The sequence below is a fragment of the Natrinema halophilum genome (assembly GCF_013402815.2).
Taxonomy (GTDB): Archaea; Halobacteriota; Halobacteria; order Halobacteriales; family Natrialbaceae; genus Natrinema; species Natrinema halophilum.
On record NZ_CP084880.1, the window covers coordinates 24,109 to 46,908 of the forward strand.

Sequence of the window (22,800 nt, forward strand, 5' to 3'; positions counted from 1 at the left end):
AGGTCGGATCATCACCGACAGTAGTCGATAGCACAGTCTTCGTCGGAAGCAACGATGCCAATCTGTAAACGGTTGACGCACAATCCGGCGACGAAGAATGGGCTTTTCAGACCGGTGGTTCGATAGTGTTTTCCTCACCGACAGTAGTTGGTGGAACTGTCTTCGTTATCAGCAACGGTGGCAACCTGTACGCGGTGAATGCGGGAGTATCGGGATCAAGTGAGGGATCACGAGTGAAACTTGGAACGCTTGGACACCACGATAACTGGCAGCGTTCTGGTCAAATGATTGGGGTATCCGACACCCAAGGTAACGAACGGATATCACGCTGGCTCTTCTCGGAACCTCACAACGTCCTCTTCGACATTATCGAAATCATCGTCGGCTCCGACGAGAAGTGTGCCATTGACAGCGTCTGCCGTCGCAAGCGCATATGCATCACCGAGAGCCATTGGATACGCATCCTTACGCATAGCTGCACCGTCCCAACACTCTCGAGGATCAGACACTGTAACACCCAACTCTTCGAGCCGCTCGAGACTTGCCCGGACAGCTTCAGGTCGGAACCCGACCCGAGAGCCGACATATAGTACCTGAGTTTTCGTTACAGGACTGATGTATCCCTTACTCTCTCCAGACGCAACTCGATCAATCCACTCTTCTACGACATCACTTCCCGGCTCATCATCTAAATACGCAATGAGTGGTTCTGTATCAAAAACAATCGTGTCCGTCATTGATCCTCCGTGTCACGGGAGAAACGCTCTACAACATCATCATCCCGTTGCTTGTCACGCTCACGTTCTTCACGAAGTACTGCAGTCGCGGGACGTTCGTCGTCGCCATCGCGCTCAAGACCGCGGAATTCCCGCATTGAGCCGACTGGACGGACAACGATTTCTCCATCCTCATTCTCGACAAATTTGACTCGTCCTGGCGCAGGAATCCCGTGTTTCTCCCGGAGTTGTTTGGGGATCGTCGCCTGGCCCTTTTCCGTGACGGAAACGACACGCTCCTCACCATTAGACGAAGTATTACTTGACATAAGTAATACTTCTATCTCGCATTACTTAATTCTGTTCCCAGGCCCCAGATTGCAGGATGGACTTGTACAGAGTCTATCAACTCATGCGGGGAGGAAGTAAAATTGTTTCACCTATCTTAGTCCCAGCTAAGTTAGTTTGGGCTAAGAAATGAAACGGTGCCGTCGATCTACATCAGTGGAAACTAGATGCACAAACAGGAAACGTCTACCGAGAGAGTTTGGGAAGACCAATATCTCTTGTGACATCAAGATCCTTCAATGACTCAAAATACGTGGACTCGAGGCAGTTCACTTGCGCCGTAACCTGTATCCGTTTTTTCACCCCCAGAGCGGCGAGGGGCGTTTCATACGTAAGCGCCCGTCGTCGAGAACAATGGCTACGAGCTACTACCAGCAGGTGTCCTTCAGCGATTCGGACACCAGACATGACGAGATGCAGAGTACGATCGAAGCATGGGTCGAAAATCTCTTCGAGGACGTCACTGACGCAGTCGCGAGCGAGGAGTTCCAGCGATGGCTCGACACCCAGAGCCGCTTTCACGACTATTCACATCGAAATACGCTGCTGATCACCAGGCAGTGTCCACATGCGACTCGAGTCGCCGGCTATCGAACGTGGCAAGAGGAGTTCGACCGGCACGTCTAGGAGGGCGAGTCGGTGATCTGGATCTGGGCGCCGATCATCACGAAACAGTGTCCAGAGTGTGAGAACTCGCCGAACTACCACGATCGAAGCGATTGCGACTACACCGAAACGGAACCCGATGCATGGTCGAAGGGACTTGTCGGATTTCGGCCAGCACCCGTATTCGACGTCTCGCAAACTGACGGTGAGCCGCTTCCGGAACTCGAGACAGCGGCGACTGGCGACGCTGGGGACCTTCTCCCAGCGCTTCTCGAGGCTGGTGGCCGACTCGAGGTAGACGTGGACGTCGTCCCTGAATGGGAGTGGTCCCACGGCGACGCCAACGGTGTCTGCCAGTACCGACCCACGTCTTCTGGAGAACGACCCCTGGTCGAAGTTCGTGAGCGTGAAAACAGCGCTGCCCTCGCAGTGACGCTCGTCCACGAATACGCCCATGCACTCTTACACAGCGATATCAATGATGAAACCGAACGCTCGAAACGCGAACTCGAGGCCGAATCAGTCGCGTACATCGTGGGGCGGTACTTCGGACTCGATACGAGTGGGTCGGCATTCTACCTCGCTGCGTGGGAGAGTGACGAACCAGTGGCAATTTTCGATCGACTCGAGCGGATCAGTGCAACCGCTGAGGAACTCATCGACACCGTCGACGAGGTGGTCAGTCATGAGTAGCGAGAGGCTCCTTTTTGCGATTCTCGACGCATTCGAAACGGAAGGGCTCAATCCGGACGAGTATCAACTGCAGCGAGTGATTGATGTCGAAGCGCTCGAGCAACTCGTGAATTCGGTGACCGAGAGTAGCGATCTTGAAATTCGATTTTCGATTGGAGAGTATCGTGCTTTCGTTACCCAGTCCGACGTACGGGTTACCGAGTTATCGTGAAGAATCTCGGGGTCAGTGGTTCGAGAGACCTACAGTCTTTCGTCATCACGAAACGGCTACGCTGTTTCGGACGACCCCGAGGCACTCTCGCTGTATCTCTGTAGAATTAATCCGACGACCTCTGATGCCATAATCCATGCCCCTTATATAGCCCAGAGAAATTCTGAAACCACACATTTGCTACCGAAAGCAACCAATGACGAGTGGGAAAAGCGGCCGAACAAAGACCCAAGACCGAAGATTCGAATGACTGCTGGTAATAGATCAGTAAAGGATTGGTCCACTGGTCGTATCTCCGCCGGTAGAACCAAGATACCAGTGACCCACTTTCCAGAAAAGAGATTTTCTTATGGAAATCCCGAAAAACTTGCTCTGCCTTTTCACGGCACAGTTAGAAAAAGAAGCGGATGGAAGCTATGTTATCGAAGTACCTGCCCAGGACGTGACGAAAGGCCAGTTGGAACCAAATGAGAAGTATCGTATAGCAGTACTTCGAACAGAGGCTTCTCCGCCAGAAGATCAGGAAGAAGCCTCAAATACAATAGAGCAAACTCAGGGTCCCACAGAATCTGAATCACCTGTCGAAATAGGTGAGAAGCGTACCGTCGAAATAGAAAGTATCGGTGAACAGGGAGACGGTATCGCCCGTATCGAACGAGGATATGTTGTCATCGTCCCAGATACCGAAGTCCATGAGAGAGTGACGATTGAGATCAAAAACGCCAGCCCGAATGTAGCGTTCGGGGAAGTTACTGAGCGCCATGACTACTACGAGTAATCGAAAAAGTCCACTCATCCATTAGTTAGACCTGCTCCTTCAAATGCAGGCCTGAAAATTTGTAGATCAGATCCACTGTATTCTGTTCTTGCAAATTTGCCGTTCAAGAACACCATATCGATGCGTATGATCGGCATACTCGTGGTCTCCGGTGCCAGAACGCCATTCCAGTCAACAGGTCGAATATTCGCACATGAGTCTCTACCTCCCCACCAGAAACGATGACAGCCTGTTCTACGGGATGTCTGCAACCATTTCGAACTCGCCGGAAGTCGAGAATTCGAGATTTGAGGGAGCCATCGTGTCTAACAATCGTTACAAGATTCGAAAGCTGATCAATACCAGTCTGCTTTTCAACTATTGTATCTTGGCCCATGCCTGACATCACGAATAATGCAGTATAATCATTCTTGTAGGCATATTTATATTATCTTAGTAAATTAGAAACCACAAAACAGAGAATCCTAGTAATTATATTTGTGGTGTATATCGACACTATATGACTCGTCAAATGAATGTACAAGGAGGATAACAAATAGCCAATACAGTACAGAGGGCCTATGGATGATCTGACTGGCTTCCAGCGAGACCTCCTGCATACAATTGCAGGCACTGAACAGCCTTCAGGCCAGGACGTGAAAGAAGAAATAGAAACATATTACGAGTCAGAAATAAATCATGGGCAGCTCTACCCCAACCTCGACACAATCGTCAACAAAGACTTAGTCGAGAAAGGGCAACTGGATCGCCGTACTAACTACTACGATATTACTGACAAGGGTCTCAAGCAACTGCAGGAGCGGCGAGAGTGGGAGTCACAGTACGTCGATTTTTAATAGTAGTTAGCAATACGATTTCTTTATTCAGAATAGGAGTTGAAAACACTGCCAAGTATAGGTGAAGTGCATGCTATGCGGTAGAGACTATGTATATGTGAGTGTGTGGACCGACGAGATATCGCTAATGAATCTGTATCCCATTTTATAACATACATCAGACATAAGAAGGAGAACGTGCTACCTATTACCATGGGGAGAACACATCACGAAAATGGTAAACAAATTATCGAGAATTGGAATACCGTCTTCAACGTTCTCTCGTCCGAGCCGCGTCGGCAACTGATCGTTTCTCTTTTAGACGCTGAACCAGATCAATCAGTTCCATTACCTGAGAGTGCAATTATGCCCAACGTTCCCCTCGACTCCGAAGTGCTTCGTCTGGATTTACACCACGTCCACCTGCCGATGTTAGCGGATTCGGGGTTCATTACCTGGAAGACAGAACCGTGGATTGCCTTTCGCGGTCCAAAGTTCGATGAAGTCGCTGTTGTTTTCGAAGCACTTCATGCGGAAGCGTCCAGCATTCCCGATTCATTAGTTATTGGCTGTCAACGACTTGAGGAGGAACAGCAGAAAAGCTACAATCTATAAGAGACTACTCTCGCAGTAAGTTCGCATCTGTATTTACCGAATCATCCGATTCTGTTCTAGGAGTATCCCAAATAAAGAAACCGTACTACCATCTACTGTGAGCTAACGAGGAGTCAGGCTACGGTTCTTCCTCCGGCATCGTTACGCGGAGTTCACCGTCAACTTCATAGAAGTACCCACGTTCGAGTAATCGAGTGAGTGCGTGGGTTGCGTCTTCGGGTTCGAGGGACAGGTCATCCGAACCGCGGAGGGCCTCAAGTGCTTGCTCCCGGTTGATCGACTCGATGGCTCCATTTTCGTCGGAGTGCAGACTATGAGCGCATAGATAGTCGTATGCATCCAAGATCCACTCCGGAAGCGGAGGCCGTGGATCGTTGGTCCTACTCATCTCGGTTTCCTACTACAATATCACTCATCGATCTGCTTAAGAATATCTCTCGATAGAAGGCTATTCCATCCATATTGGATGTCGAATTCACGAGTGCAAACTCAACAGTCAGTGTTCTCCATCTTTGACAGAAACGTCTTGTAATCCCGCTAGCAACCTCTAGGTTGGTTTTTTCGCGCCTATCGGGTGAGGTGCGAATATGTGTGCCTCGAGATGATTCATGAGTATTGATCAACCGATCAGCCAGGAGCAGCAGGACCACGACTACAACGGAACACGTGACCGAACGCAATGGTACACAGGTGATGTCGCCCGGCTGAACGGGCACGAACTCGTTGCAGTCGATGAATGGCTGCCTTGGAACGAGCCGACACCATACGAGATTGATCTCACCGACAGCTACGAGTACCGGACACGCTACTGGCGCTGCCGGAACTGTGGCCAGGAACGGAATCAACGTGATGAGTTTGTCGAACAGTGCGAAACGCCATCACCACCCGACGCCACTCGAAGGTGGTGGATACTCGATCAACCACCCGCGAACACGTCGTGCACTCACCGAAAACATGAAGGTGTCTTTCGTCTCCGTGGGCCCTCACTACCAGGTGCGCAGCGAGAGCGAGAATGTGTACGAGATTGATATCGAGATGGAGACGTGTACCTGTCCGGACTTCGAACATCGGCAGCCAGACAATGGCTGCAAGCATCTCCGACGTGTTGACCTCGAGATTCGGTCAGGGCTGGTTCCGGTGTGAGCCGATTTTAGGGACATCAACTTCATACGCTGAGAGAGGAGTTACTCAACCATGACGCTCACAGAGTCTGTCGATTATCTCGCCGAGGAGTGTGATCTGGAGCGGGGTGAACACGTTTGGCAGGTCGGAAAGGCAACCGCAATACTACGTTGAACAAGACCGAATCTGCCTTTCCAGTGACCTAACACAGCACCCACCTTCATATATTTGAAGGATCACAAGATATATTGAGAGTAGCCGCTTACAGATAGGTATGACTGAGTTCGATCCGGTTCCCACGTCCGACGATACTCAGCGACAGTGGCAGACGGGAACAGACACGTTTGGTCGTGTCTACGACGTCGTCCTCGGCGTTACCTCTCCGACTGCCTACACCGAGATCGCTGAGCTTGCGGACTGCTCTCCGAATGCCGCCAAAAAGCATCTCGACCGCTTGGTGGAGATGGGCATCGCTCGAGCCGATAGAGACAGCCGCCCAGTAACATACGAACGAAACGAAGGGTATCTCGAATGGCAGGACGCCAGTCGAATCGCAACCGAACTCTCTATCGAAGAGATCATCGATCGCGTGGAGGCGCTTGAATCCCAGCGAACGGAATATGAAGCGCAGTTCGAGACGAGAGACCCAACGGCTGTCAACGTGTTTGATCACGATAGTCACGAAACCATCCACGAGCGGATGACCGCAGTCAGTGAGTGGCAGGGCGTGATTCGAGATATCCGGCTGTACGAACTTGCTCGCCAGCTCTCCCAGAATGACGGGCATCTGATTCCAGCGTAAATGAGTCAGCCACCGGCGGATTCGACTCCACACTCGACGGGCCCACCGGATCGACAGACACTGCGCCTGCTGGAGCGACACCTTTCGTCGGATTCGCTCATCACCGAGACTACGTTCGACCCGGATTCATACGAACCTCGACTACTTCGTGGACTGCTTGACGCTGGACGATACCCGGACTCAGTGACAGCAGCCCGTCTCGACACCCGATGGTTCACGACTGGCGATTTCTCAGTCCACTACGTCGAAGAGCACGAGGACGGGAACGCTGGGAGTGTCGCTGGGACCGGCACCCGAACACGCACAACACCCGGTTACACTTCCACAAGCCACCGTCTGCCATCGAAATTACCGACTTCGAATTCCCGTCGCTCCATCCACTCGAAGTATACTCAACCGTCCTCACGGCAATAGAGCAACGCATAGAGACACTGTGGTCCTAGCAGGTGCTGAGAACAGTCGAGAGATACCTACCAGAGGAGACACCTGATGACGATTTACAGCGCTATTGCATCGGCCAGAATCAGTGTCCCAACTCGATCTGGGGGAGTCTCCCGTTCCCGGATGAGATGTACGAGCAGGTTGACGAGAAATCAGCCGGTCCCAAAGAACAGTTCTAGCAATCGTAAGTCACACAGCGGGACTATGGGTCGTGTGGACCGTACCTACTGAACGCGCGACCTCGAGGAGCACCTTGTCGCGGCGCCGGCGGAGTGACCCAAACACTCTTTACTGTTTCCCTGTAAACTGTAATCAAGAACAACCCGTGTCACGCACTTCAAACCGGGCCGACGGCGACATTGTTCGCGACTTCCTCTCAGTCGCGGATCTCCTCGGAGAGCCACAGCTCGCCCAGCTGTACGCGTATCTTGCCCGCGAGGGTGAAGCGACAGTCCAAGACGTGATGGATGACCTCGAGTTCGCCCAGGGGACGGCCTACAGCTACGTCAACCGGCTCGTCGACGCCGGCGTCGTCGACGTCACGCAGGACGAGCAGCCCCGTCGGTACGCCGTCCGCCAGATCGACCTGACCGTGACGACGGCCGCGGGCGACCGCGAGTACACGATCACGCCGGCGCTCATCGACGCAGTCGGCCGTCGCGAGACGAACGCCGACATCGACACCTACATCGACCGCCACGGTGTCGCCGGCCTCGCGACGGCGCTGACCTATGCGGTCGCCCGCGAGCGCGGCGAGGTGACCCACCGGCTGATGGCGGATGATCTCGACATCTCGCCGCTGGCCGCAGAGATGATTCTACAGGCGCTCAGGCCCGTCGTCCACGAGTATCACGACATCGAGGCATCGGGCGCGTCGCTCGACGAGCTGGATATCGACGACGGCGATGCGGCCAACGACGCGTGAGCCAGCTACACATCGCTGACACCAGCCTGTTCGTCGCGATGGGGCAGCCCTCGAACAGTCGCTACCAAGCTGTTCGGCGGTTCACCCGCCGGAACGACATCACTCTCGTTCTGCCCGAACGGATCTACGAAGAATTGACCGTCGACGACCCCGATGTCGAAGAAGTGCCGATTGACGCCGCGATCGACGAGGGCTGGGCGACGGTCGCGGGGCCGCTCGAGTTCTCCGAGCCTGTCGTCTCGCGGGTGATGGACGGCGTCCAGCGGTACATCGCGAACGCCGACGACCGCCCTGCCGACGAGGTCGAGCGTGCAGACGCCGCCCTCGCCGCCCTCGCTGCCCAGCATCTCAGCGCGGGGACGGCGACCGAGGTGTACATCTACACGACCGATATCGCGGCCGGTGAAGGGGCCGAAACCGTGCTCGCGAGTGAGGGGTACGGTGACTCGGTGACGTTCATGAACGGGTTTCGGTTCATCGAGGACTTGGTGGCCGGCCACAGCTGACTGATTTCTAGTCTGATTTGGTGGGAGAGGACGCTCGAAAGCCCTCGGCCGCTCGACGTCCCGCGACCGCGCGAGACGGAGTCTCGCTGGCCCTCGTTCGCTTCGCTCACGAGGACGCCGCTACGCGCCTCGTCCCTGCGGTGCTTGCGGGGTCGGGGGACGGCCGAGTCGGCCTCGCCCTTTCTGAGTCCGCCAGGACAGTGGAAGGCCCACCGAGCGACGTAGCCGGCTGAACAGGTGCGTACGTGACGGCCCGCCCCGCTCGCCGCTGCCGCCCTCCGCGTCGCTCGCGACCGACCATTCCGGGCGGTCTGCCTGCAGTAGCGGGCGGACTGCCGGGCTAAAGTGAATCTGGTCTCGATGCCAGCGGGTATCCCCGTCGGTTGCGCCCCTCGCGGGCCTAACACGAGCGGGCATATCGGTATCGGCACACCTCTGCACTGACTACGTCGCCGGTGGTTCTTTTTGCGCCTGCAATGGGTGCAGGCGCGAAGCGATCGTGCCTGCATGGTAATACAGGCGACTTCTGATGGAACAACGCCACCAGCGACAGGTGTATCGTCAATCAGCGGGGGACTGGCCGGATGTCCGTTGACCTTGACGAGATTGAGCAGGCCGAAGACGGTCGCCTCTGCCCGGTCGGTTCCCGTTGACCTGTCGCTCCAGCTGGAACTGTGTCCGGAACGGTTCACCGAACAGTACAAAGCATTTCCACGGTCACGAACTGCGGTCAACAGACGAGTGAACGAGGCTGCCGAGACCGCAGACATTGATGGGCGAGTGTATCCCCATTGTCTCCGGGCGACTGCTGCCAGCTACCACGCCTATCAAGGAGTCGCACCCGTTCCGCTCCAAGCGCTGATGGGGTGGAGCGACCTGGCGACAGCTCAAAGATACATCCGCATCTCCGGGAGAGCCACTGCTGACGCTCTTCGGCAAGTCCATCGCCGGTGAAGGAATCGAAATAGTTGTCGCCACACCTATGTTGACACGCTCTATTACACAGAAACTCATAAGCGACCAGTAGACACGGAAAGCTCTGCTGTCTGGGTTGATGTCGGAGGTCACAGGTCGTTCGGGTTTCTCATCCAACTTTTGTGAAACTCTTACCCCGCCGTCGGCAGACTCGCCGACCGTGGGTGCAGCGATCCCTTGCCGACAGGTGTCGGTTCCGAGGACGGGAACAGCGGCGAACTGAGCGATGGCGGGGACAAGCAGGCAACACAACCCAATCGAGCATCGGGTCACTCGCAGCCAGCACTCTGGTACCAAGAAACTTCGAGCCGCCACCTGTTTCCACCCTTCGTCAAATTTCTACTGAGAGCCCGTACCACGTATCGACCACCGGTTTCCGTCGTGATATCGTAAAGGTTCGACGAATCCCGGCCCTCGAGGACGACCTCGCCGTCCGGGTCGACGATCTCGATAGCTGGGAATCCACCCTTGGTTCTCGAGCGAGGCTCAGTACTGTAGATGTTGACGTTGAGTCTCCTGTCTGCGTCCATATCGATGTGCCACTCGACACTCGAGTGGCCGACGACACGAGAGGTCAGTTTCCCCGAGAGCCTGAACGTGTCTTCGAAGAGCTCTGCCTCCTGACAGTCGTAGTCGAATTCGGTCGTCGCTGGATCAACCGTGTACTCGCCCCTGACCTCACCTCCGTCCCGGTCTGCGGAGAGACAGCCAGCAAGAAATCCGGCCCCGCCTGTTGCGATGCCACCGATGAATGCTCGGCGTTGCATGGCTCCTATTCATAAGATTACTTTAAATACCTTCGCCCCAGCGGTGGTAGGGCTCCCCGACGAGGCGACTCCCTCCCGATCTAGACGATGGTTAATTCTCTATTACTGGCGAACGAGAGGTCACCGAACACGCCGGTCACGGCGACGTCGTGGCTTCCCCGAGAGAACTCCTCGACGACATCCCGAGTCCGGAATGTCAACCGGACCGTGGTCCTTCCACCGGATTCGATGATCGGAGTCCGGACGAACTCGTGTTCTCCCTCGTGGACCGCTCGAACCGAACCGAGCGTCGCGGTTTCGAGTTCGACGACTTCCGCGGAGATTTCCCGGTCGAACGAGATGTCTGCGTGGACGAACACGGACAGGAAGTTCTATGAACACCCGGGGTTTTGAGTCTCTCGCGTCACCTGTGGGGTGGCCATCACGGATCGAGGTTTTCTACAGCACTCCATTCTCCTTTGCCCCATCATTTCAACTCCGGTCGACGTAGTGCTGGGGATATACATAGTCGAATTCACACATTTGATCGGGCACGCTGTAGTTCGTATACCAGGCGCTTTTTGCTTTTTCCTCCAGTTCATCGGACTTGTCACCATCAGCATATTCTACCGCCCGGAGCGCCCAATCAAGACAGTTATACCGCAACCGCCAGTTTCTGTCTTTGTTCTCGAGGTCATACTCTACGTTACCCACGAACTGCTCGTACGTGGTCGGCTGTTCCAGTTTCCCCGAAGAACAGTCGTCCGTCGCCCATGCAGGGACTTCACACTGTATCTTGTTGTCGCTGTCGTCTCTGAAGTCGGTATCCCCGTACCAACCCCATGATTCCGAGTGGATCTGTGGGGGAAGAATGTCGTGTTCGATTCCTTCACAATCTGGCCCCGTAAACGTGTAAAAGTGTTTCTTGGCCGTATGTCTCATCCACGCGTGTCCAAATCCGTTGTACCAGCCACCGTACCCGATGACGATCGTAATTTGGGCTTGTGAGCATCTGAACTCTGGCGGTGGACAGTCAGTGTCCTCCGTCTCTGTCGATGAGTCGGACAGTGCCGTCCCCACGTCTTTGACGACATCTTCGAAGCCTGCGTGGACCTCCTGGTGGGAGTGCTTGAGGGGTGTCAGCTCGTGGACGATCCCCCAGACAGCCGTCGCAAGTGGCAGGGGTTTGTCGGCGAATCGTGGATGGAGTGGCACGGATTGGTCGTGGCCCTCCCGGCCGGCATAGAGGTTGACGTTTTGCTCGATGTGGCGCCTGAGGTCGTCGGCTGCCTCGGCGACTGCCTCTCGTCGGCGGTCCGATTTGTCCCGTAACGTCTCGAATCGTTCGACGTGACGCGTCCACCCCGCGACGGTTTCAGGTGGGACCGGGAGGGCTGCGTCCTCTGGGTCCTCGATATCTGGCGCGGTGGCCGAAAAGATCGCCTTTCGATCGAATCCGTCGGGGAGCGGGGCATCGCGAAAGCGGTCCAGTTCGTCCGCCAGCCACACGCCGTAGAGCATGGCCTCGAGGTCGGACCGTGCGGTTGCGAACTCGCTGTTTATCTCCCCGGCTGCCGTGAGTGTCTCGCCCAGAGTTTCCTGGAGGGTGAGGAATTCCTCGATCGCGTCGGAGCCGTCGGCCGCCTCCCAGCTACCTGCAGGGAGCAAGACACCGCCGATGTCCAGGAGTCTGACCCAGCGGTCATCGAGGTCGTCGTGATGCTCGACGAGCGTCGAACTTCCTGGCATGTACGCCATATTCGCCCGGAAGAGTGCATCACCGGGGAACCACGTATCTCCCGGGAAGAGTGCATCACCGGGGAACCACGTATCTCCCGGGAAGAGTGTATCACCGGGGAACCACGTATCTCCCGGGAAGAGTGTATCACCGGGGAAGAGTGCATCGCCGGGAAAAAACGAGTCCCCTGGGAAGAAGACGGCAGCAGAGCTCAGTAGGTCGGACTCCGCTGGTTCGGCTAGATCCCACATATCCCCAGGGAACAGCGCGCCACTGGCCTCCAGGAATCCTGCGACCTCTGCTTCCGGAACACCATCGTCCAGTGTCTCCGTGAGCGCCGAGCCTTCGACCGCACGCACGTTCTCTCGGACGAGTGCGTCGCCGGGGAACCACGTGTCGCCGGGGAACGCAAGTCCCTCCCAGGGGTTCGGCTCTCGTTCTTCCTCTCCCGGAGTCGTTTCCCTGCTCGGAAGCGCCTCCAGCAGGTTTGAGAAGTCGCTTTCGTCCAACGTATCCCCCGGAAACAGGACGGTCGCCCCATTCAGGTCGAGCGATCCGGGCTGTATTACAGATTCGCCGTCGACGAAGGCGTCCGCGCCGAAGGCGACCTGCCCCCCAGCGAGGACCTTCGAGCTGATATCCTGATAGTCGGATTCAATCAGCGGTGCACCTGGGACGACGGTCACAGCCTCTTCAGCCTTGATATCTCGCGTTATTCGATACCCGGTGTGATCGTCGTCCCCATTCGCGCTACCAGTCGTCCCGGGATCGTCGGTATCGTCGTCTCCCTCAGAGTCATCCCCCTGCATCCCGTTATCATTCGTTTCCCCACACCCCGCAACTGTGGTCGCTATCATCGCGGCAAGCACCTGTCTTCGTCGTATCATGAATTTTATAATCACTTATGTTATATATACTTAGGGGAGAAATACAATGTGTGGCTAACCGGCTCTAGAGGGGTACTCGAGGTGAAGACAAACTCAGTCTCTCGATTATGGTCGGGCCGATCCGGTAATATCTCTCGACGGGTCGCGGATACGAGCAGGTGAACCTGCCGGGACTTGCTCAGGCCCTATTGGCGAAGAACACGATGATACATACTGTATTCGGACCTTAGTTTTGCAGGACTTCATGAGTAAATATCGTATTTAGTAGCATTCCCACATGAAGTGAGCGGGCTGGTCATCGGGTTCGGCGTGAAATAAACGAAGTCGTCATGCTGAACTCACCCTCTGTATGCAGCAGGCCTGTTCTCTCAAATTATAGGAATTACAGCACAAGATCGAGGTTCGGTAAGCAGGCGCACTGACACCTCCTATTTTGGTGTTTCTCTCCGGCCCGCCCCGCTCGCCGCATTCCGCCCTCCGCGTCACTCGCGACCGACCATTCCGGGCGTGCGGGCGGTGCTGGTTGGGTGACCTTCCTTTGGCGCTCTCGCTCGCGCCCCAGGGGGCGCTCACGAAGGCGCGAGCGAGAGCGCGCAGATGGTTTGAGTTGGTCGTTGTGGGCAGCCACGGCTGGAGAGACGTGGTGTCGGAAGAAGACGCCGAGTGAGCGCCTTCGATGGTACCTTGGAAAGATACCAATGTCAAGTAAGAACATCTTCGGTAATGAGGTTTCGGTCGATGAACAGGCATTCGAAAAAGCGGACGAAGCGGCGGTCGATGAAGAGGGCTTCGAGGTCGTCGATGAGACGCCGGAGTGCCAGGCGACGGTGCAGATGGAGGTGCAAGCAAAAGTCGATGCGAACCACCCGGACGGGATGGTCGACACCAGTGATGAGCGGATTTACGGTGCGACTCTCGAACAGGAAGAGCGCATTCGGGCGCGTGAGGCTGAACTGGAGCGCATTAGTGCCCGTGTGGAGATGGGGACGCAAGAAGGTCGGGAGAAGCGGACGCGAGACATCGTAGCGAAGCGGAGCGCTGAGCGGCGTGCAGAGTTCCAGAAGCAGGCGGCGAGCGTGGACCCGTGGGCGGACCCAGAGCGAGACGACCCTCGTGCAGAATTGACGCAGGAGCAGTTGGCGGCGGTGAACAAGCAGTCGAGGCGGCTAGCCGAGAAGCTGGATGGCTGGTCGCGAGCAGCGATTGGCCGGCGGTTAGGTGAGGCCGTGGTCGGTGGGAAAGACATGATGAGCGCGGTCGTCGGGGTGTTCGAGGAGTTGCAGACGGCGCCGGGACAGGTAGTTCCCATCGGGATGCTCGAGGACGTCAATCGCAAAGAGGTGAGTATTGAAGGTCAAATCGAGGTGCTCTGGGATAGTGACTCACCAACCATCGCTCAAGTTGGCCTCATCGCTGACGAGAGCGGGCAAACCAAGGTGACGATTTGGAAAAATCGAATGCCCCGTGGATCGAAGAAGGCGAACAGGTGCGCATCCACGGAGCGGCGAGAAATCGGTACGAAGGACGCGTCTCGTTGGCCGTCACTGGGTGGTCTACCCTTCATTTCCCGGAGCGCGGTCGCTGGTGGGAATAGCCAGTCGTCGCGCCCTTCTTTTTTGCTACGTGCCGGACCGACCCAGACCCCACCGCCCCACCCTCCGCTCCGTGTTCGCTCCCGGTGGTCGCTGCGCGCGCAGCCACGACCTTGACAATAGGTCAACCCGCGAGTCACTGAGAGTTTTTTGCGCACCAAGGGGTGCGAGCGCCTTCAAGTCGCGTTCGCTGAACCACTATGTCCACTTTGTGATGAGTTCGATCGTCTCGGGTTGATACATGCGTCACTGGCCGATACGCGACTCGTTACGACGCCGACACTGCTCTCGGTGTTCGTACGAGCAGAACACCTCACGTCCAACGATGCCCGCGATCTTCTCGAGGACATCAGCACCGCCTGAAGCTGGGATGCGAACGCCTACGTCCAGCGAGCACGCTCGTTGCTCAATGATCCCTAAGCTACACCAAAGTCGGAGATTGGTGCGTCCTTACCCGTCGCCGCAGGGCCCGCCAACACGGCATCTCGCGCCACCGCCACTAAGGATGGCTGCACAACCCGTTCTAGGCTCGCACGCTGGCAGTGCTGGTACTGTGGATCGCTCACGAAAGTACAGCACGACCAAGGCCCCAAGTAACGGCTCCTGCCCATGGGAGAGGCCCAAGGCCAACGAACCTCGTCGGATGAGTACCGCCCCGGAGAACACTGCGTGACGAAAGTATGTGCGAAATTGCGTCAAACATGGTTTCTCCGCTGTTACGGCCTGGTCCCGTGATACTGCGTCTCGCCGTCATATCTCTGTCGAGTGAGAAAGTAAACAAGTGCATCGCATGGCTATCGCAGCGGAGACGAGGAGAGGGTACTGATGACCGTCGCTACCGGGTTATCGATCAGCTGTCCTGTGTGGTGATGTCGGCCGATAATCCCTGTGCCATTTCGATGTCATTGGAGTTGTTGAGGGTGAACGCGGTCCGCTCGGTGACGGCCTCGATGACTTCCCGGGCGCTCGGATAGCCGTTCCCGGATTGCTTGACGCCGCCGAACGGGAGGTGGACCTCGGCCCCGATGCACGGGAGGTTCGCGTACGCGAGGCCGATCTCCGCGTAGTCGCGGAACTGGTGGATCTTGCGGTAGTCTTCGCTGATTATCGCGCCGGCCAGTCCGTAGTCTGTGTCGTTGTGGATGTCGATCGCCTGGTCGACATCGCCCGAGTACTCAAGTAGTGCGACGTGGGGACCGAAGCACTCCTCCTGAAGACAGCGGAGCTCGGAATCGTAGTCAATCTCGTAGACGAACGGGCCGACCCAATGGCCGTATTCGTGACCGTCCGGGATCTCTGCGGCGTCGAGCTCTGTACGATCGACCAACACGTTCGCGCCTTCATGTCGCGCTAGCTCATTGTACCGCTGAATCTTCTCGACGTGCTCGCCTTCGATAGCGGGACCCATGAACGTGTCTTCGTCGAGCGGGTCACCCACGGCAACGTTTTCGGCTACTTCGACGAAGCGTTCCTTGAATTCATCGTATACGTCCTCGTGAACGATCACCCGTTCGGAGGAGACACAGCGCTGGCCAGTCGTCTTGAACGAGGACATGACGGCGCTGTGGACGGCGGTATCGAGATCGGCGTCGTCAGCGACGATGATCCCGTTTTTGCCGCCCATCTCGCAGGCCGCCAGTTTCCCCGGTTCGCCTCCGACCTTGTCGGCGATCTGGTGACCGACTTCGGCGGACCCCGTGAACAGGACCGTGTCGACTCGTTCGTCGTCGGTGAGCGCCGCCCCGGCGTCGCCGAAGCCCTGCACCATGTTGAAGACGCCGTCGGGGATACCGGCGTCCTCGAACATCTCGGCGACGATCTGGGCACACCAGGGCGTCTGTTCGGCAGGCTTCCAGACGACGGTGTTGCCCTCCACGAGCGAGACGGCCATGTGCCAGAACGGGATCGCCACCGGGAAGTTCCAGGGCGTGACGCAGCCGACGACGCCGCGGGGCTTCCGGCGCATATAGGCGTCCTTCGCCGCGATCTCGCTGGGTACGACGTCCCCGTGGGGGTGGCGAGCGTTAGCGGCAGCCCACTCCACCATGTGGTACGCCTCGATTACGTCGGCCCGCCCCTCGCTGATCTCCTTACCGCACTCCTTGGTGACTATTTCGCCGAGTTCGTCCGTCCGCTCGCGGAGTTCGTGGTAGATGTCCCAGAGATACTCCGCCCGGTCGATGTGCGACAGTTCCCGCCAGTCCTCGAACGCGTCCTCGGCGGCGGCCAGTGCTCGGTCGACGTCCGCTTCGGTGCTCCGCTGGAACGTCGCGAGCGACTCGCCCGTTGCTGGGTTCTCGCTCTCGAAGGTCTCAGTGCCATCGCTGTGGGACCATTCGCCGCCAATGTAGTTCCGGTGGACGTCCGAGTCGACTGTTTGACTCATACGTACTCCTTCCTATCGGGCCGATAGTATTCCCTCCCTTCCATGGTCGGGTGTACACGTTTATGGCTATTTGAGAGTAGTATAACGTATGGCACAGGCAGAGGAGCAACAATCAGGTGATGCGTTGCTCACGCTGGAGATATGGCATCCCGACTGCTGGACACTGGAGGTAACCGACGAAGCCCCAGCGAGTCTACTCGCACAGACGGTTTTCAACGCGGCGGATGGACGCGTCAAGGGTCACTTCACAGTATACGGTGATTCGACCGAAGACATCGATCGCTTGGTACAGACCGCTGCCGAATCCAGGTTGACCCACTCGGTTACCGAGATGCAAAACCAGTACGGCGTCAATCAAAACCGCGCGCCTCCGGGCAACGCGACCCGTGAGCTGCTCGTCGAGTACGACCCGGAGAACACGATCAGCGATGCGCTAGCCTCCCACGGGTTCATCCAAGAAGGCCCCGTCCGAGTCCAAAATGGGACCGAATACTGGTCAGTCTTCGTCTCCGACGACGATAGGGATCGCCTCAACGAGCGTCTCGACGACATCCGGGACTCTCACGACGCCGAGATCACTGTTACCAAAATCGCCTCTCAGAGCAGCTCTGGTGGCAACATCATCGACAGGATCGCGCTTCTCTCGGAGCGGCAGCGCGAGATTTTCGAACTTGCCTGTAGACATGACTACTACGCGTGGCCGCGCGAAGTCACGACCCGCGAGCTTGCCGACGAGGCGGGGGTTTCCAAGACGACGCTGCTCGAACACCTCCGTAAAGCGGAGGCCAAGCTCCTCGATCCGGCGATCGATGAGGCCACTGATTCCCTTTAATCTCTGTCAACGATACCTAAGTGGTGGTTTGTTCTGCCATCTCGCGGCCCTCGCTGCATTCTTCCGCTTCGCTAACTGCTGACGGACGTTTTCGGTTGAACGCTGTCGATGTAGCCTTATCGTGGATGGAGAATTCTCGGACGCCGTAATTTCCACCATAGATTACGTGTATCTTTTGGTCGGTACCGGTCTTATAAGGGAAAAGTACCTCCGATAAAGAGAATGATGATTCCGCCTATCGCGAACAACTTCGTGGCTGGTAAATCATCAGTGACCGCGCTCGAGCGTGCAGCTCAGAACCGTGAGGACGGCCTCAATACGATTCTGAACCTGCTCGGCGAGCATCACGATGACTCCGAGGAGGTGGCCGCTGACACAGAAGCTTACTGCTCACTGATAGATGAAATCGGTACATCGGCGATTGACGCTTGTGTGTCGGTCAAGCCCTCCCAGATCGGCCTGGAGATTGATGCCGAAGCGTTCGAGACCAATCTACGCCGAATCGTCGATCTGGCCGCCACCAATGACGTGTTCATCTGGATCGACATGGAAAACTCCGGGACAACGGACGTGACCCTAGACACCTACGAGGCCCTCGCTCGGGAGTACGGTGGCGGTATTGGTGTCTGTCTCCAGGCAAACCTCAGGCGGACACGGGAGGACCTCGCGCGCTTCGCCGACGTCCCCGGTAAAGTAAGACTCGTGAAGGGAGCATATGACGAGCCCGAATCGATCGCTTACAAGGACAAGTCCGACGTCGACGAGGCCTATCGTACTCTGCTCGAAGATGCCTTCGAACACCGTGAAGACGGTATCGCAGTCGGAAGCCATGATCCCGCGATGATCAAATACGCCTCCCAACTCCACGACGAGTACGGGACGCCCTACGAAGTCCAGATGCTCATGGGTGTTCGCGAGGACGCCCAGCGGGAGCTAGCATCCGAGGGAGTCGACGTCTACCAGTACGTGCCCTACGGGTCTCGCTGGCTCCAGTACTTTTACCGGCGAGTCCGTGAGCGCAAAGAGAACGTGCTTTTCGCGCTACGGGCTATTACAGGCTCATCCATACGAAACCGTTCCTGAGCCAGACCTTGTGAGCCGGCGAGCGGTGAGGCGCTTCCGATGGAGCAAGAGTTCAAACAGGGCTACCGGATGCATCGTGTGCTCAGCAATCTCAGCCGGCTTGACGTCGACCGGTTGGACGACGCGGATCGTGAGCGAGTCGAGACCGCGAGAGACCTCCTGGAAGAGGTGAGCCTTCTCACACAGCCGGGCGACGGAGCTGGGGCGGATGCCCACGCAGACTCCTAACTGGAACCCCCGACCACGCCTCGGGAGGCACCTCTCGCGTCGGTTTATCGCCCCCAAGAGGGGTGCAGGGGTCGCCCCGCAAGGTCCAGATATGGCCACACTGCAAGCTGCAACGACGTCGACCGGCCCAATCGTATCGGATCCATAGGCAGTCTGCGAGCTCTGTGAGAGCTACTGCTTCGGGACGCTGAACTGGGAGGTGGACGAGGACAGAGAGTTCACGATCTGGGGCTTCGACGACTTCGAGGTCTACGCCGTCCGGGAAGACGGTCTTCCCGATTACGACGGCAGGATCGTGACACACGAGTTTCTCCGAACACTCGCTGGTTACCTCGAATCCGGCGAAGAACTCGATATACAGACGGCGGGCTACACGAAGTGTCGGTTCCCAGTCCTCGCATTCACCCTCGGGGTCAAGCCCCGAGGCACTCTACCTTGACCACCTGTAGATGAAGGATCGAATGATTGACCCACCGTATTAGGGATTAGAATATTATAGTTCAGACTATTATAGTCTGGTTCCTAACTTCGGAGCGCATATGTATCTCCCGCCACGACCAGGAGGTATGGACCAGTTCGTCAATCGTATCGATGAACTCGATCGGTTGCAGACCCTCTATGAGAGTGGTATTGCAGAACTCGCAATCATCTATGGGCGCCGCCAGATCGGCAAGAGTGAACTCGTCCGCCAATCGATTGCCGACCGCGACGATGCCGTGTACTATCAGGCAGTCCAAGGGACAGCGACGACACAGCTCAAGCGATTCGTCGAGGCAGCAGCGTCGACCTATCCAGATATCACGGCCGTCAAAGAGGAATGGGAACCGCTCTTAACGTACCTCACCGACAGAGACGCCGTCATCGTCATCGACGAATTTCCGTACCTCATCGAATCGAACGAGGGACTTCCCTCGGTCATTCAACATCTGTGGGATACAGCTATCGACGAGAGTCAGGCGACACTCGTACTCACAGGCTCTGCAATCGGCATGATCCATATCCACGTCCTCGATGGCGGTGCGCCACTCTACGGACGGGTATCCCAGACACCGAATGGCCGCCTCGAACTCACCCAGCTGCCGTTTCGCTCCATCCAAGAGTTCGTGCCGACGTACGATCCCGAAGAACGGGTGTTCGTTTATGGCGTCTTCGGCGGTACACCCCGATATCTCAGCCCACTCGATCCATCACAGAACCTCGGGGAGAACATCACGCGGCTGCTGTGCGACCCGGATGGCCCACTCCACGACGAGCCCGAAACCGTCCTCCAGATGGAACTCAACGAGGTAAATACGTACTTCTCCGTACTGGAATCGATGGCCAGCGGGAACCGCAGTCGAAACGAGATCGCCCAGGGAGCCGGCATCGAGAGCACCAACACGTCGTACTACTTTGACCGGCTGGAAACGCTCCAGATCGAGAAACACCATCCAGCACTCGCCGACCCGGCACGTAGCAAGCGGACCCGATACCAGATTCGGGATCCCGTGTTCCGGTTTTATTTCCGGTATCTCTACGGCCGCGGGGGACAGTACGAACTCTACGGCGAGAACGCCTATGCGGATCTCATCGAACCGGAATTGCCCGACTTCGTCAGCGAAACGTTCGAATCGCTCTGTCACCAGGCAGTGCCGGCGCTCTATGCAGACTACCAGCTCACACAGGTGCCAAGCCAGTGGTGGTACAAGGGCCAGGAAGTAGATGTCGTCGCACCAACTGACGAGTCAACGCTGATCGCTGGCGAAGCGAAATTTACCAACACCCCCCTCGGCTATGACGTGCTCGCGGACCTCGAAGACGATGTGGAGCAAATCGATTGGACACCCACCGGAGGTGGTGAACAGACGTATGAATTCGCCTTGTTCAGCCGCTCTGGGTTCAAACGCTCCGTCGAGGAAGCTGCAGACGAGCGTGATGATCTCCGGCTATTCGATCTCGCCGATATCGTTGCCATTCTCGAGAGTAAAGCCGACCAGTAACGCCAGAGGGTAACAACTGAAGATGGTTTTCGACCCTCGAGGGGGCGCAGGGAAATCGAATGTACCCCCAGAGGCGAACCAAATGAAAGATACCAATCAGACGACAGCGTATCGATTGACATCCTCCCCGCGCTACAGCGCGAGGATTCCTCACGTTGGGGGTTCGGCTACCGATCTACGGAGGCAACTTGCGGGTTTGTGCGCTGGTCTTTGGGACTTTCGTGAGGGTATGGTTTCCCCGACCACTCGTGGTCATCCCACTCGAATCGCACGGGCCGTGCCATCGGACTGACTTTCGCATCGCTGTTTTCTCGAAGGAACGTCTCAGACGCCGTGAGCACATCTCTGGTCGCATCGAACAGCTTTCGTTCTGCGGCCTCGTCCAGCGGGTAGAGCAACTGGGCGTACTGGCTTACGAGAGGTCCGGCATCCTTCCGGTCGACGAATCGGTCGAGACTGTCGACACCATCATGGTCGTACTCGGTCAGGGCCCGCTCGAAGAGGATGCCGACCTGGCGTTAATCTTCCAACAGGAGGTCCGCGAGGGCCTCACCGAACGGTGTCAGGTCGTGTGATGGCCCGCCCAGAGCACCATCGAACACGATGGTGGGAGCGTCTATGTCCACGAAGAACGCATAGCCGTCTTCGTCTCTGTATCGTTCCTCGGAGTCAAGCTCTCGTCTGTCCGCGGAGAGGGTGTACTCCACCCATGCATCTTCGACCTGCTGGAACCGACCATTGTGCCATCTGTCGATGATGTCGTCGTCTATATCGAGACGTCTGACGGCCTCGCTCAGCGCCAAGAGATGTGGGAGCAATCGCTCAATCGCCTCCTGTTTCTCGGTGGCCCTATCGTCGGTATCCCCATCGGTCTCGTCAAATCGGACCTGACGGTTAACGGTGAGGAGGCGGGATTGCAACGGCGATGAGTCGTTGACGGACTGGCTCGGTAGTACCGCGGTGACGAGGGGGATCGAGTGGAAGATCCGACGCATCGGATCGCGGTCGTCGGAGTTCGTGATGATATAGGCAGGCTCGTCAGAGAGTTGTCGCCATTCGAGGGGACGTTCGTGCAGCCCTGTGGACGCCTCCGTGGGATGATACGTCAACAACGGTGGGGGATCGGTCCTCGATTCAGCCGAATCGTTGGAGACGATGGCCTGGAGTGCTCGCTCGTACAGCCTGATGAGTGCATCGCGAGCGGAGGAATCGACCTCGACACTAGTCAAGTCGAGATTTTGGAGACGGTCGGCGAGTCTGCGTGCGGGTGCCGCATCATGCCTCTCGAGGTTTCCCTCGGATATTCCGTCAAGCGCACCGAGCGTCGTCAGGATCTCTTTGTATTCCGATTCTTGGTCGACACTCCACAGGACGCGCTTTCGCCCGTACGAGCGCGTCGGGAGCACGACCACATCACGGGGAGCGACTCCGGCAGGGATCTCAGAGAGGTATCGTGGAGGTTCCGCTTGTCCGGTCGGGTCCTCCGTCGATTCGGAGACAATCGAACAGGGAGAGACAGTCGGGAACGGCGCGCTCGCGACGGTGCGCTGGTACGACAGCGAACCGGTCGGCGACGGTCACCTGCAGGGGCAGTTCGCGGCCCTCAAAGACGTCGTCGTCGGCATGCTCGACAAAGGTGTCTTCACGCCGTCGACGGCGAGGCAGTACCTGAAACGGAAGCTGGCCGATCGGGTCGGAGACCGACAGGAGCTACTCATTCCGACCAGGGAATCACCCTTCAAGAAAGCGAGTAACAGCCAGTCGTAGGTAATTTGC

The 22,800-nt window shown here is 57.0% G+C and carries 21 protein-coding genes and 8 pseudogenes; 20 read left to right on the forward strand and 9 right to left on the reverse strand.

The annotated features are described in order from the left end of the window. Nucleotides 1-323: 323 nt before the first annotated feature. Nucleotides 324-737, reverse strand: a complete 414-nt coding sequence (locus HYG82_RS41940; RefSeq protein ID WP_235218087.1) for a type II toxin-antitoxin system VapC family toxin — start codon at nt 735-737, stop codon at nt 324-326. Beyond that, entirely contained in the window at nt 734-1,045 is a 312-nt protein-coding gene (locus HYG82_RS41945; RefSeq protein WP_235218088.1) for an AbrB/MazE/SpoVT family DNA-binding domain-containing protein, read from the reverse strand. Before HYG82_RS41945 ends, HYG82_RS41940 begins: the two co-directional genes overlap by 4 nt. A 373-nt stretch (nt 1,046-1,418) precedes the next feature. On the opposite strand from HYG82_RS41945, the pseudogene HYG82_RS41950 reads away from it, so the two are divergent. The 5 genes and pseudogenes from HYG82_RS41950 (at nt 1,419) to HYG82_RS41970 (ending at nt 4,782) form a co-directional block, all read left to right on the forward strand. After that, nucleotides 1,419-2,363, forward strand: a pseudogene (locus HYG82_RS41950) (DUF955 domain-containing protein). Then, the gene (locus HYG82_RS41955; protein ID WP_235218089.1) at nt 2,356-2,574 is read left to right on the forward strand and encodes a HalOD1 output domain-containing protein; all 219 of its coding nucleotides are present in this window, start codon (nt 2,356-2,358) and stop codon (nt 2,572-2,574) included. Before HYG82_RS41950 ends, HYG82_RS41955 begins: the two are co-directional and overlap by 8 nt. Nucleotides 2,575-2,923: 349 nt before the next feature. Continuing rightward, nucleotides 2,924-3,352 carry a TRAM domain-containing protein gene (locus HYG82_RS41960; RefSeq protein ID WP_235218090.1) on the forward strand — a complete coding sequence of 143 codons (429 nt, stop codon included), beginning with the start codon at nt 2,924-2,926 and terminating at the stop codon, nt 3,350-3,352. A 560-nt stretch (nt 3,353-3,912) separates the two neighbouring features. Beyond that, entirely contained in the window at nt 3,913-4,188 is a 276-nt protein-coding gene (locus HYG82_RS41965; RefSeq protein WP_235218091.1) for a PadR family transcriptional regulator, read from the forward strand. Nucleotides 4,189-4,380: 192 nt separating this feature from the next. Then, nucleotides 4,381-4,782, forward strand: coding sequence for a hypothetical protein (locus HYG82_RS41970; RefSeq protein WP_235218092.1), 402 nt, complete (start codon nt 4,381-4,383; stop codon nt 4,780-4,782). 118 nt (nt 4,783-4,900) lie between these two features. Here HYG82_RS41970 and HYG82_RS41975 read toward each other — a convergent pair whose 3' ends face one another. Beyond that, complete coding sequence (locus HYG82_RS41975) at nt 4,901-5,170, reverse strand: hypothetical protein (protein ID WP_235218093.1); 270 nt, start codon at nt 5,168-5,170, stop codon at nt 4,901-4,903. Nucleotides 5,171-5,390: 220 nt separating this feature from the next. On the opposite strand from HYG82_RS41975, the pseudogene HYG82_RS41980 reads away from it, so the two are divergent. From HYG82_RS41980 to HYG82_RS44750, 8 genes and pseudogenes are all read left to right on the forward strand, one after another. Next, nucleotides 5,391-5,925, forward strand: a pseudogene (locus HYG82_RS41980) (hypothetical protein). Nucleotides 5,926-6,178: 253 nt separating this feature from the next. Next, entirely contained in the window at nt 6,179-6,706 is a 528-nt protein-coding gene (locus HYG82_RS41985; protein ID WP_235218094.1) for a winged helix-turn-helix domain-containing protein, read from the forward strand. After that, nucleotides 6,707-7,149, forward strand: a pseudogene (locus HYG82_RS41990) (toxin-antitoxin system TumE family protein). It begins immediately after the preceding gene. 27 nt (nt 7,150-7,176) lie between these two features. Then, nucleotides 7,177-7,326: pseudogene (locus HYG82_RS44830) on the forward strand (hypothetical protein); the annotation flags it as partial. Nucleotides 7,327-7,472: 146 nt separating this feature from the next. Then, nucleotides 7,473-8,072: a helix-turn-helix domain-containing protein gene (locus HYG82_RS41995; protein ID WP_235218095.1), complete on the forward strand. Its 600-nt coding sequence runs from the start codon at nt 7,473-7,475 to the stop codon at nt 8,070-8,072. After that, nucleotides 8,069-8,578 carry a PIN domain-containing protein gene (locus tag HYG82_RS42000; RefSeq protein ID WP_235218096.1) on the forward strand — a complete coding sequence of 170 codons (510 nt, stop codon included), beginning with the start codon at nt 8,069-8,071 and terminating at the stop codon, nt 8,576-8,578. The genes HYG82_RS41995 and HYG82_RS42000 overlap by 4 nt, the downstream gene beginning before the upstream one ends. Nucleotides 8,579-8,598: 20 nt before the next feature. Continuing rightward, complete coding sequence (locus HYG82_RS42005; protein WP_235218097.1) at nt 8,599-8,811, forward strand: hypothetical protein; 213 nt, start codon at nt 8,599-8,601, stop codon at nt 8,809-8,811. 274 nt (nt 8,812-9,085) lie between these two features. Continuing rightward, nucleotides 9,086-9,532 carry a tyrosine-type recombinase/integrase gene (locus tag HYG82_RS44750; protein ID WP_425495436.1) on the forward strand — a complete coding sequence of 149 codons (447 nt, stop codon included), beginning with the start codon at nt 9,086-9,088 and terminating at the stop codon, nt 9,530-9,532. Between the two features lie 290 nt (nt 9,533-9,822). Here HYG82_RS44750 and HYG82_RS42010 read toward each other — a convergent pair whose 3' ends face one another. The 3 genes from HYG82_RS42010 to HYG82_RS42020 all read right to left on the reverse strand — a co-directional run bounded on the left by HYG82_RS42010 (nt 9,823) and on the right by HYG82_RS42020 (nt 12,924). Next, complete coding sequence (locus HYG82_RS42010; RefSeq protein WP_235218098.1) at nt 9,823-10,320, reverse strand: hypothetical protein; 498 nt, start codon at nt 10,318-10,320, stop codon at nt 9,823-9,825. An 80-nt stretch (nt 10,321-10,400) separates the two neighbouring features. Continuing rightward, nucleotides 10,401-10,679: a hypothetical protein gene (locus HYG82_RS42015; protein WP_235218099.1), complete on the reverse strand. Its 279-nt coding sequence runs from the start codon at nt 10,677-10,679 to the stop codon at nt 10,401-10,403. A gap of 112 nt (nt 10,680-10,791) precedes the next feature. Further along, nucleotides 10,792-12,924 carry a hypothetical protein gene (locus tag HYG82_RS42020; RefSeq protein WP_235218100.1) on the reverse strand — a complete coding sequence of 711 codons (2,133 nt, stop codon included), beginning with the start codon at nt 12,922-12,924 and terminating at the stop codon, nt 10,792-10,794. A 698-nt stretch (nt 12,925-13,622) separates the two neighbouring features. Here HYG82_RS42020 and HYG82_RS42025 point away from each other — a divergent pair. Beyond that, nucleotides 13,623-14,518: pseudogene (locus tag HYG82_RS42025) on the forward strand (SOSS complex subunit B family protein). A gap of 848 nt (nt 14,519-15,366) precedes the next feature. Here HYG82_RS42025 and HYG82_RS42030 read toward each other — a convergent pair. Next, complete coding sequence (locus tag HYG82_RS42030; protein ID WP_235218101.1) at nt 15,367-16,902, reverse strand: aldehyde dehydrogenase family protein; 1,536 nt, start codon at nt 16,900-16,902, stop codon at nt 15,367-15,369. An 88-nt stretch (nt 16,903-16,990) separates the two neighbouring features. On the opposite strand from HYG82_RS42030, the gene HYG82_RS42035 reads away from it, so the two are divergent. The 5 genes and pseudogenes from HYG82_RS42035 (at nt 16,991) to HYG82_RS42055 (ending at nt 21,024) form a co-directional block, all read left to right on the forward strand. After that, entirely contained in the window at nt 16,991-17,734 is a 744-nt protein-coding gene (locus HYG82_RS42035; RefSeq protein WP_235218102.1) for a helix-turn-helix domain-containing protein, read from the forward strand. 225 nt (nt 17,735-17,959) lie between these two features. After that, nucleotides 17,960-18,817 carry a proline dehydrogenase family protein gene (locus HYG82_RS42040; RefSeq protein ID WP_235218229.1) on the forward strand — a complete coding sequence of 286 codons (858 nt, stop codon included), beginning with the start codon at nt 17,960-17,962 and terminating at the stop codon, nt 18,815-18,817. A gap of 39 nt (nt 18,818-18,856) precedes the next feature. Then, nucleotides 18,857-19,045 carry a DUF8012 family protein gene (locus HYG82_RS42045; RefSeq protein ID WP_235218103.1) on the forward strand — a complete coding sequence of 63 codons (189 nt, stop codon included), beginning with the start codon at nt 18,857-18,859 and terminating at the stop codon, nt 19,043-19,045. Nucleotides 19,046-19,136: 91 nt separating this feature from the next. Then, nucleotides 19,137-19,484: pseudogene (locus HYG82_RS42050) on the forward strand (hypothetical protein). A gap of 127 nt (nt 19,485-19,611) precedes the next feature. Then, a complete protein-coding gene (locus HYG82_RS42055; protein ID WP_235218104.1) occupies nt 19,612-21,024 on the forward strand; it encodes an ATP-binding protein in 1,413 nt (470 codons plus the stop codon). A gap of 167 nt (nt 21,025-21,191) precedes the next feature. Here HYG82_RS42055 and HYG82_RS42060 read toward each other — a convergent pair. Together HYG82_RS42060 and HYG82_RS42065 are read right to left on the reverse strand one after the other, a co-directional pair. After that, nucleotides 21,192-21,362 (reverse strand): annotated as a pseudogene (locus HYG82_RS42060) (IS200/IS605 family transposon protein TnpB); the annotation flags it as partial. A gap of 180 nt (nt 21,363-21,542) precedes the next feature. Then, nucleotides 21,543-22,430: a hypothetical protein gene (locus tag HYG82_RS42065; protein ID WP_235218240.1), complete on the reverse strand. Its 888-nt coding sequence runs from the start codon at nt 22,428-22,430 to the stop codon at nt 21,543-21,545. A gap of 70 nt (nt 22,431-22,500) precedes the next feature. On the opposite strand from HYG82_RS42065, the pseudogene HYG82_RS42070 reads away from it, so the two are divergent. Then, nucleotides 22,501-22,791: pseudogene (locus tag HYG82_RS42070) on the forward strand (DUF6735 family protein); the annotation flags it as partial. Nucleotides 22,792-22,800 lie beyond the last annotated feature (9 nt).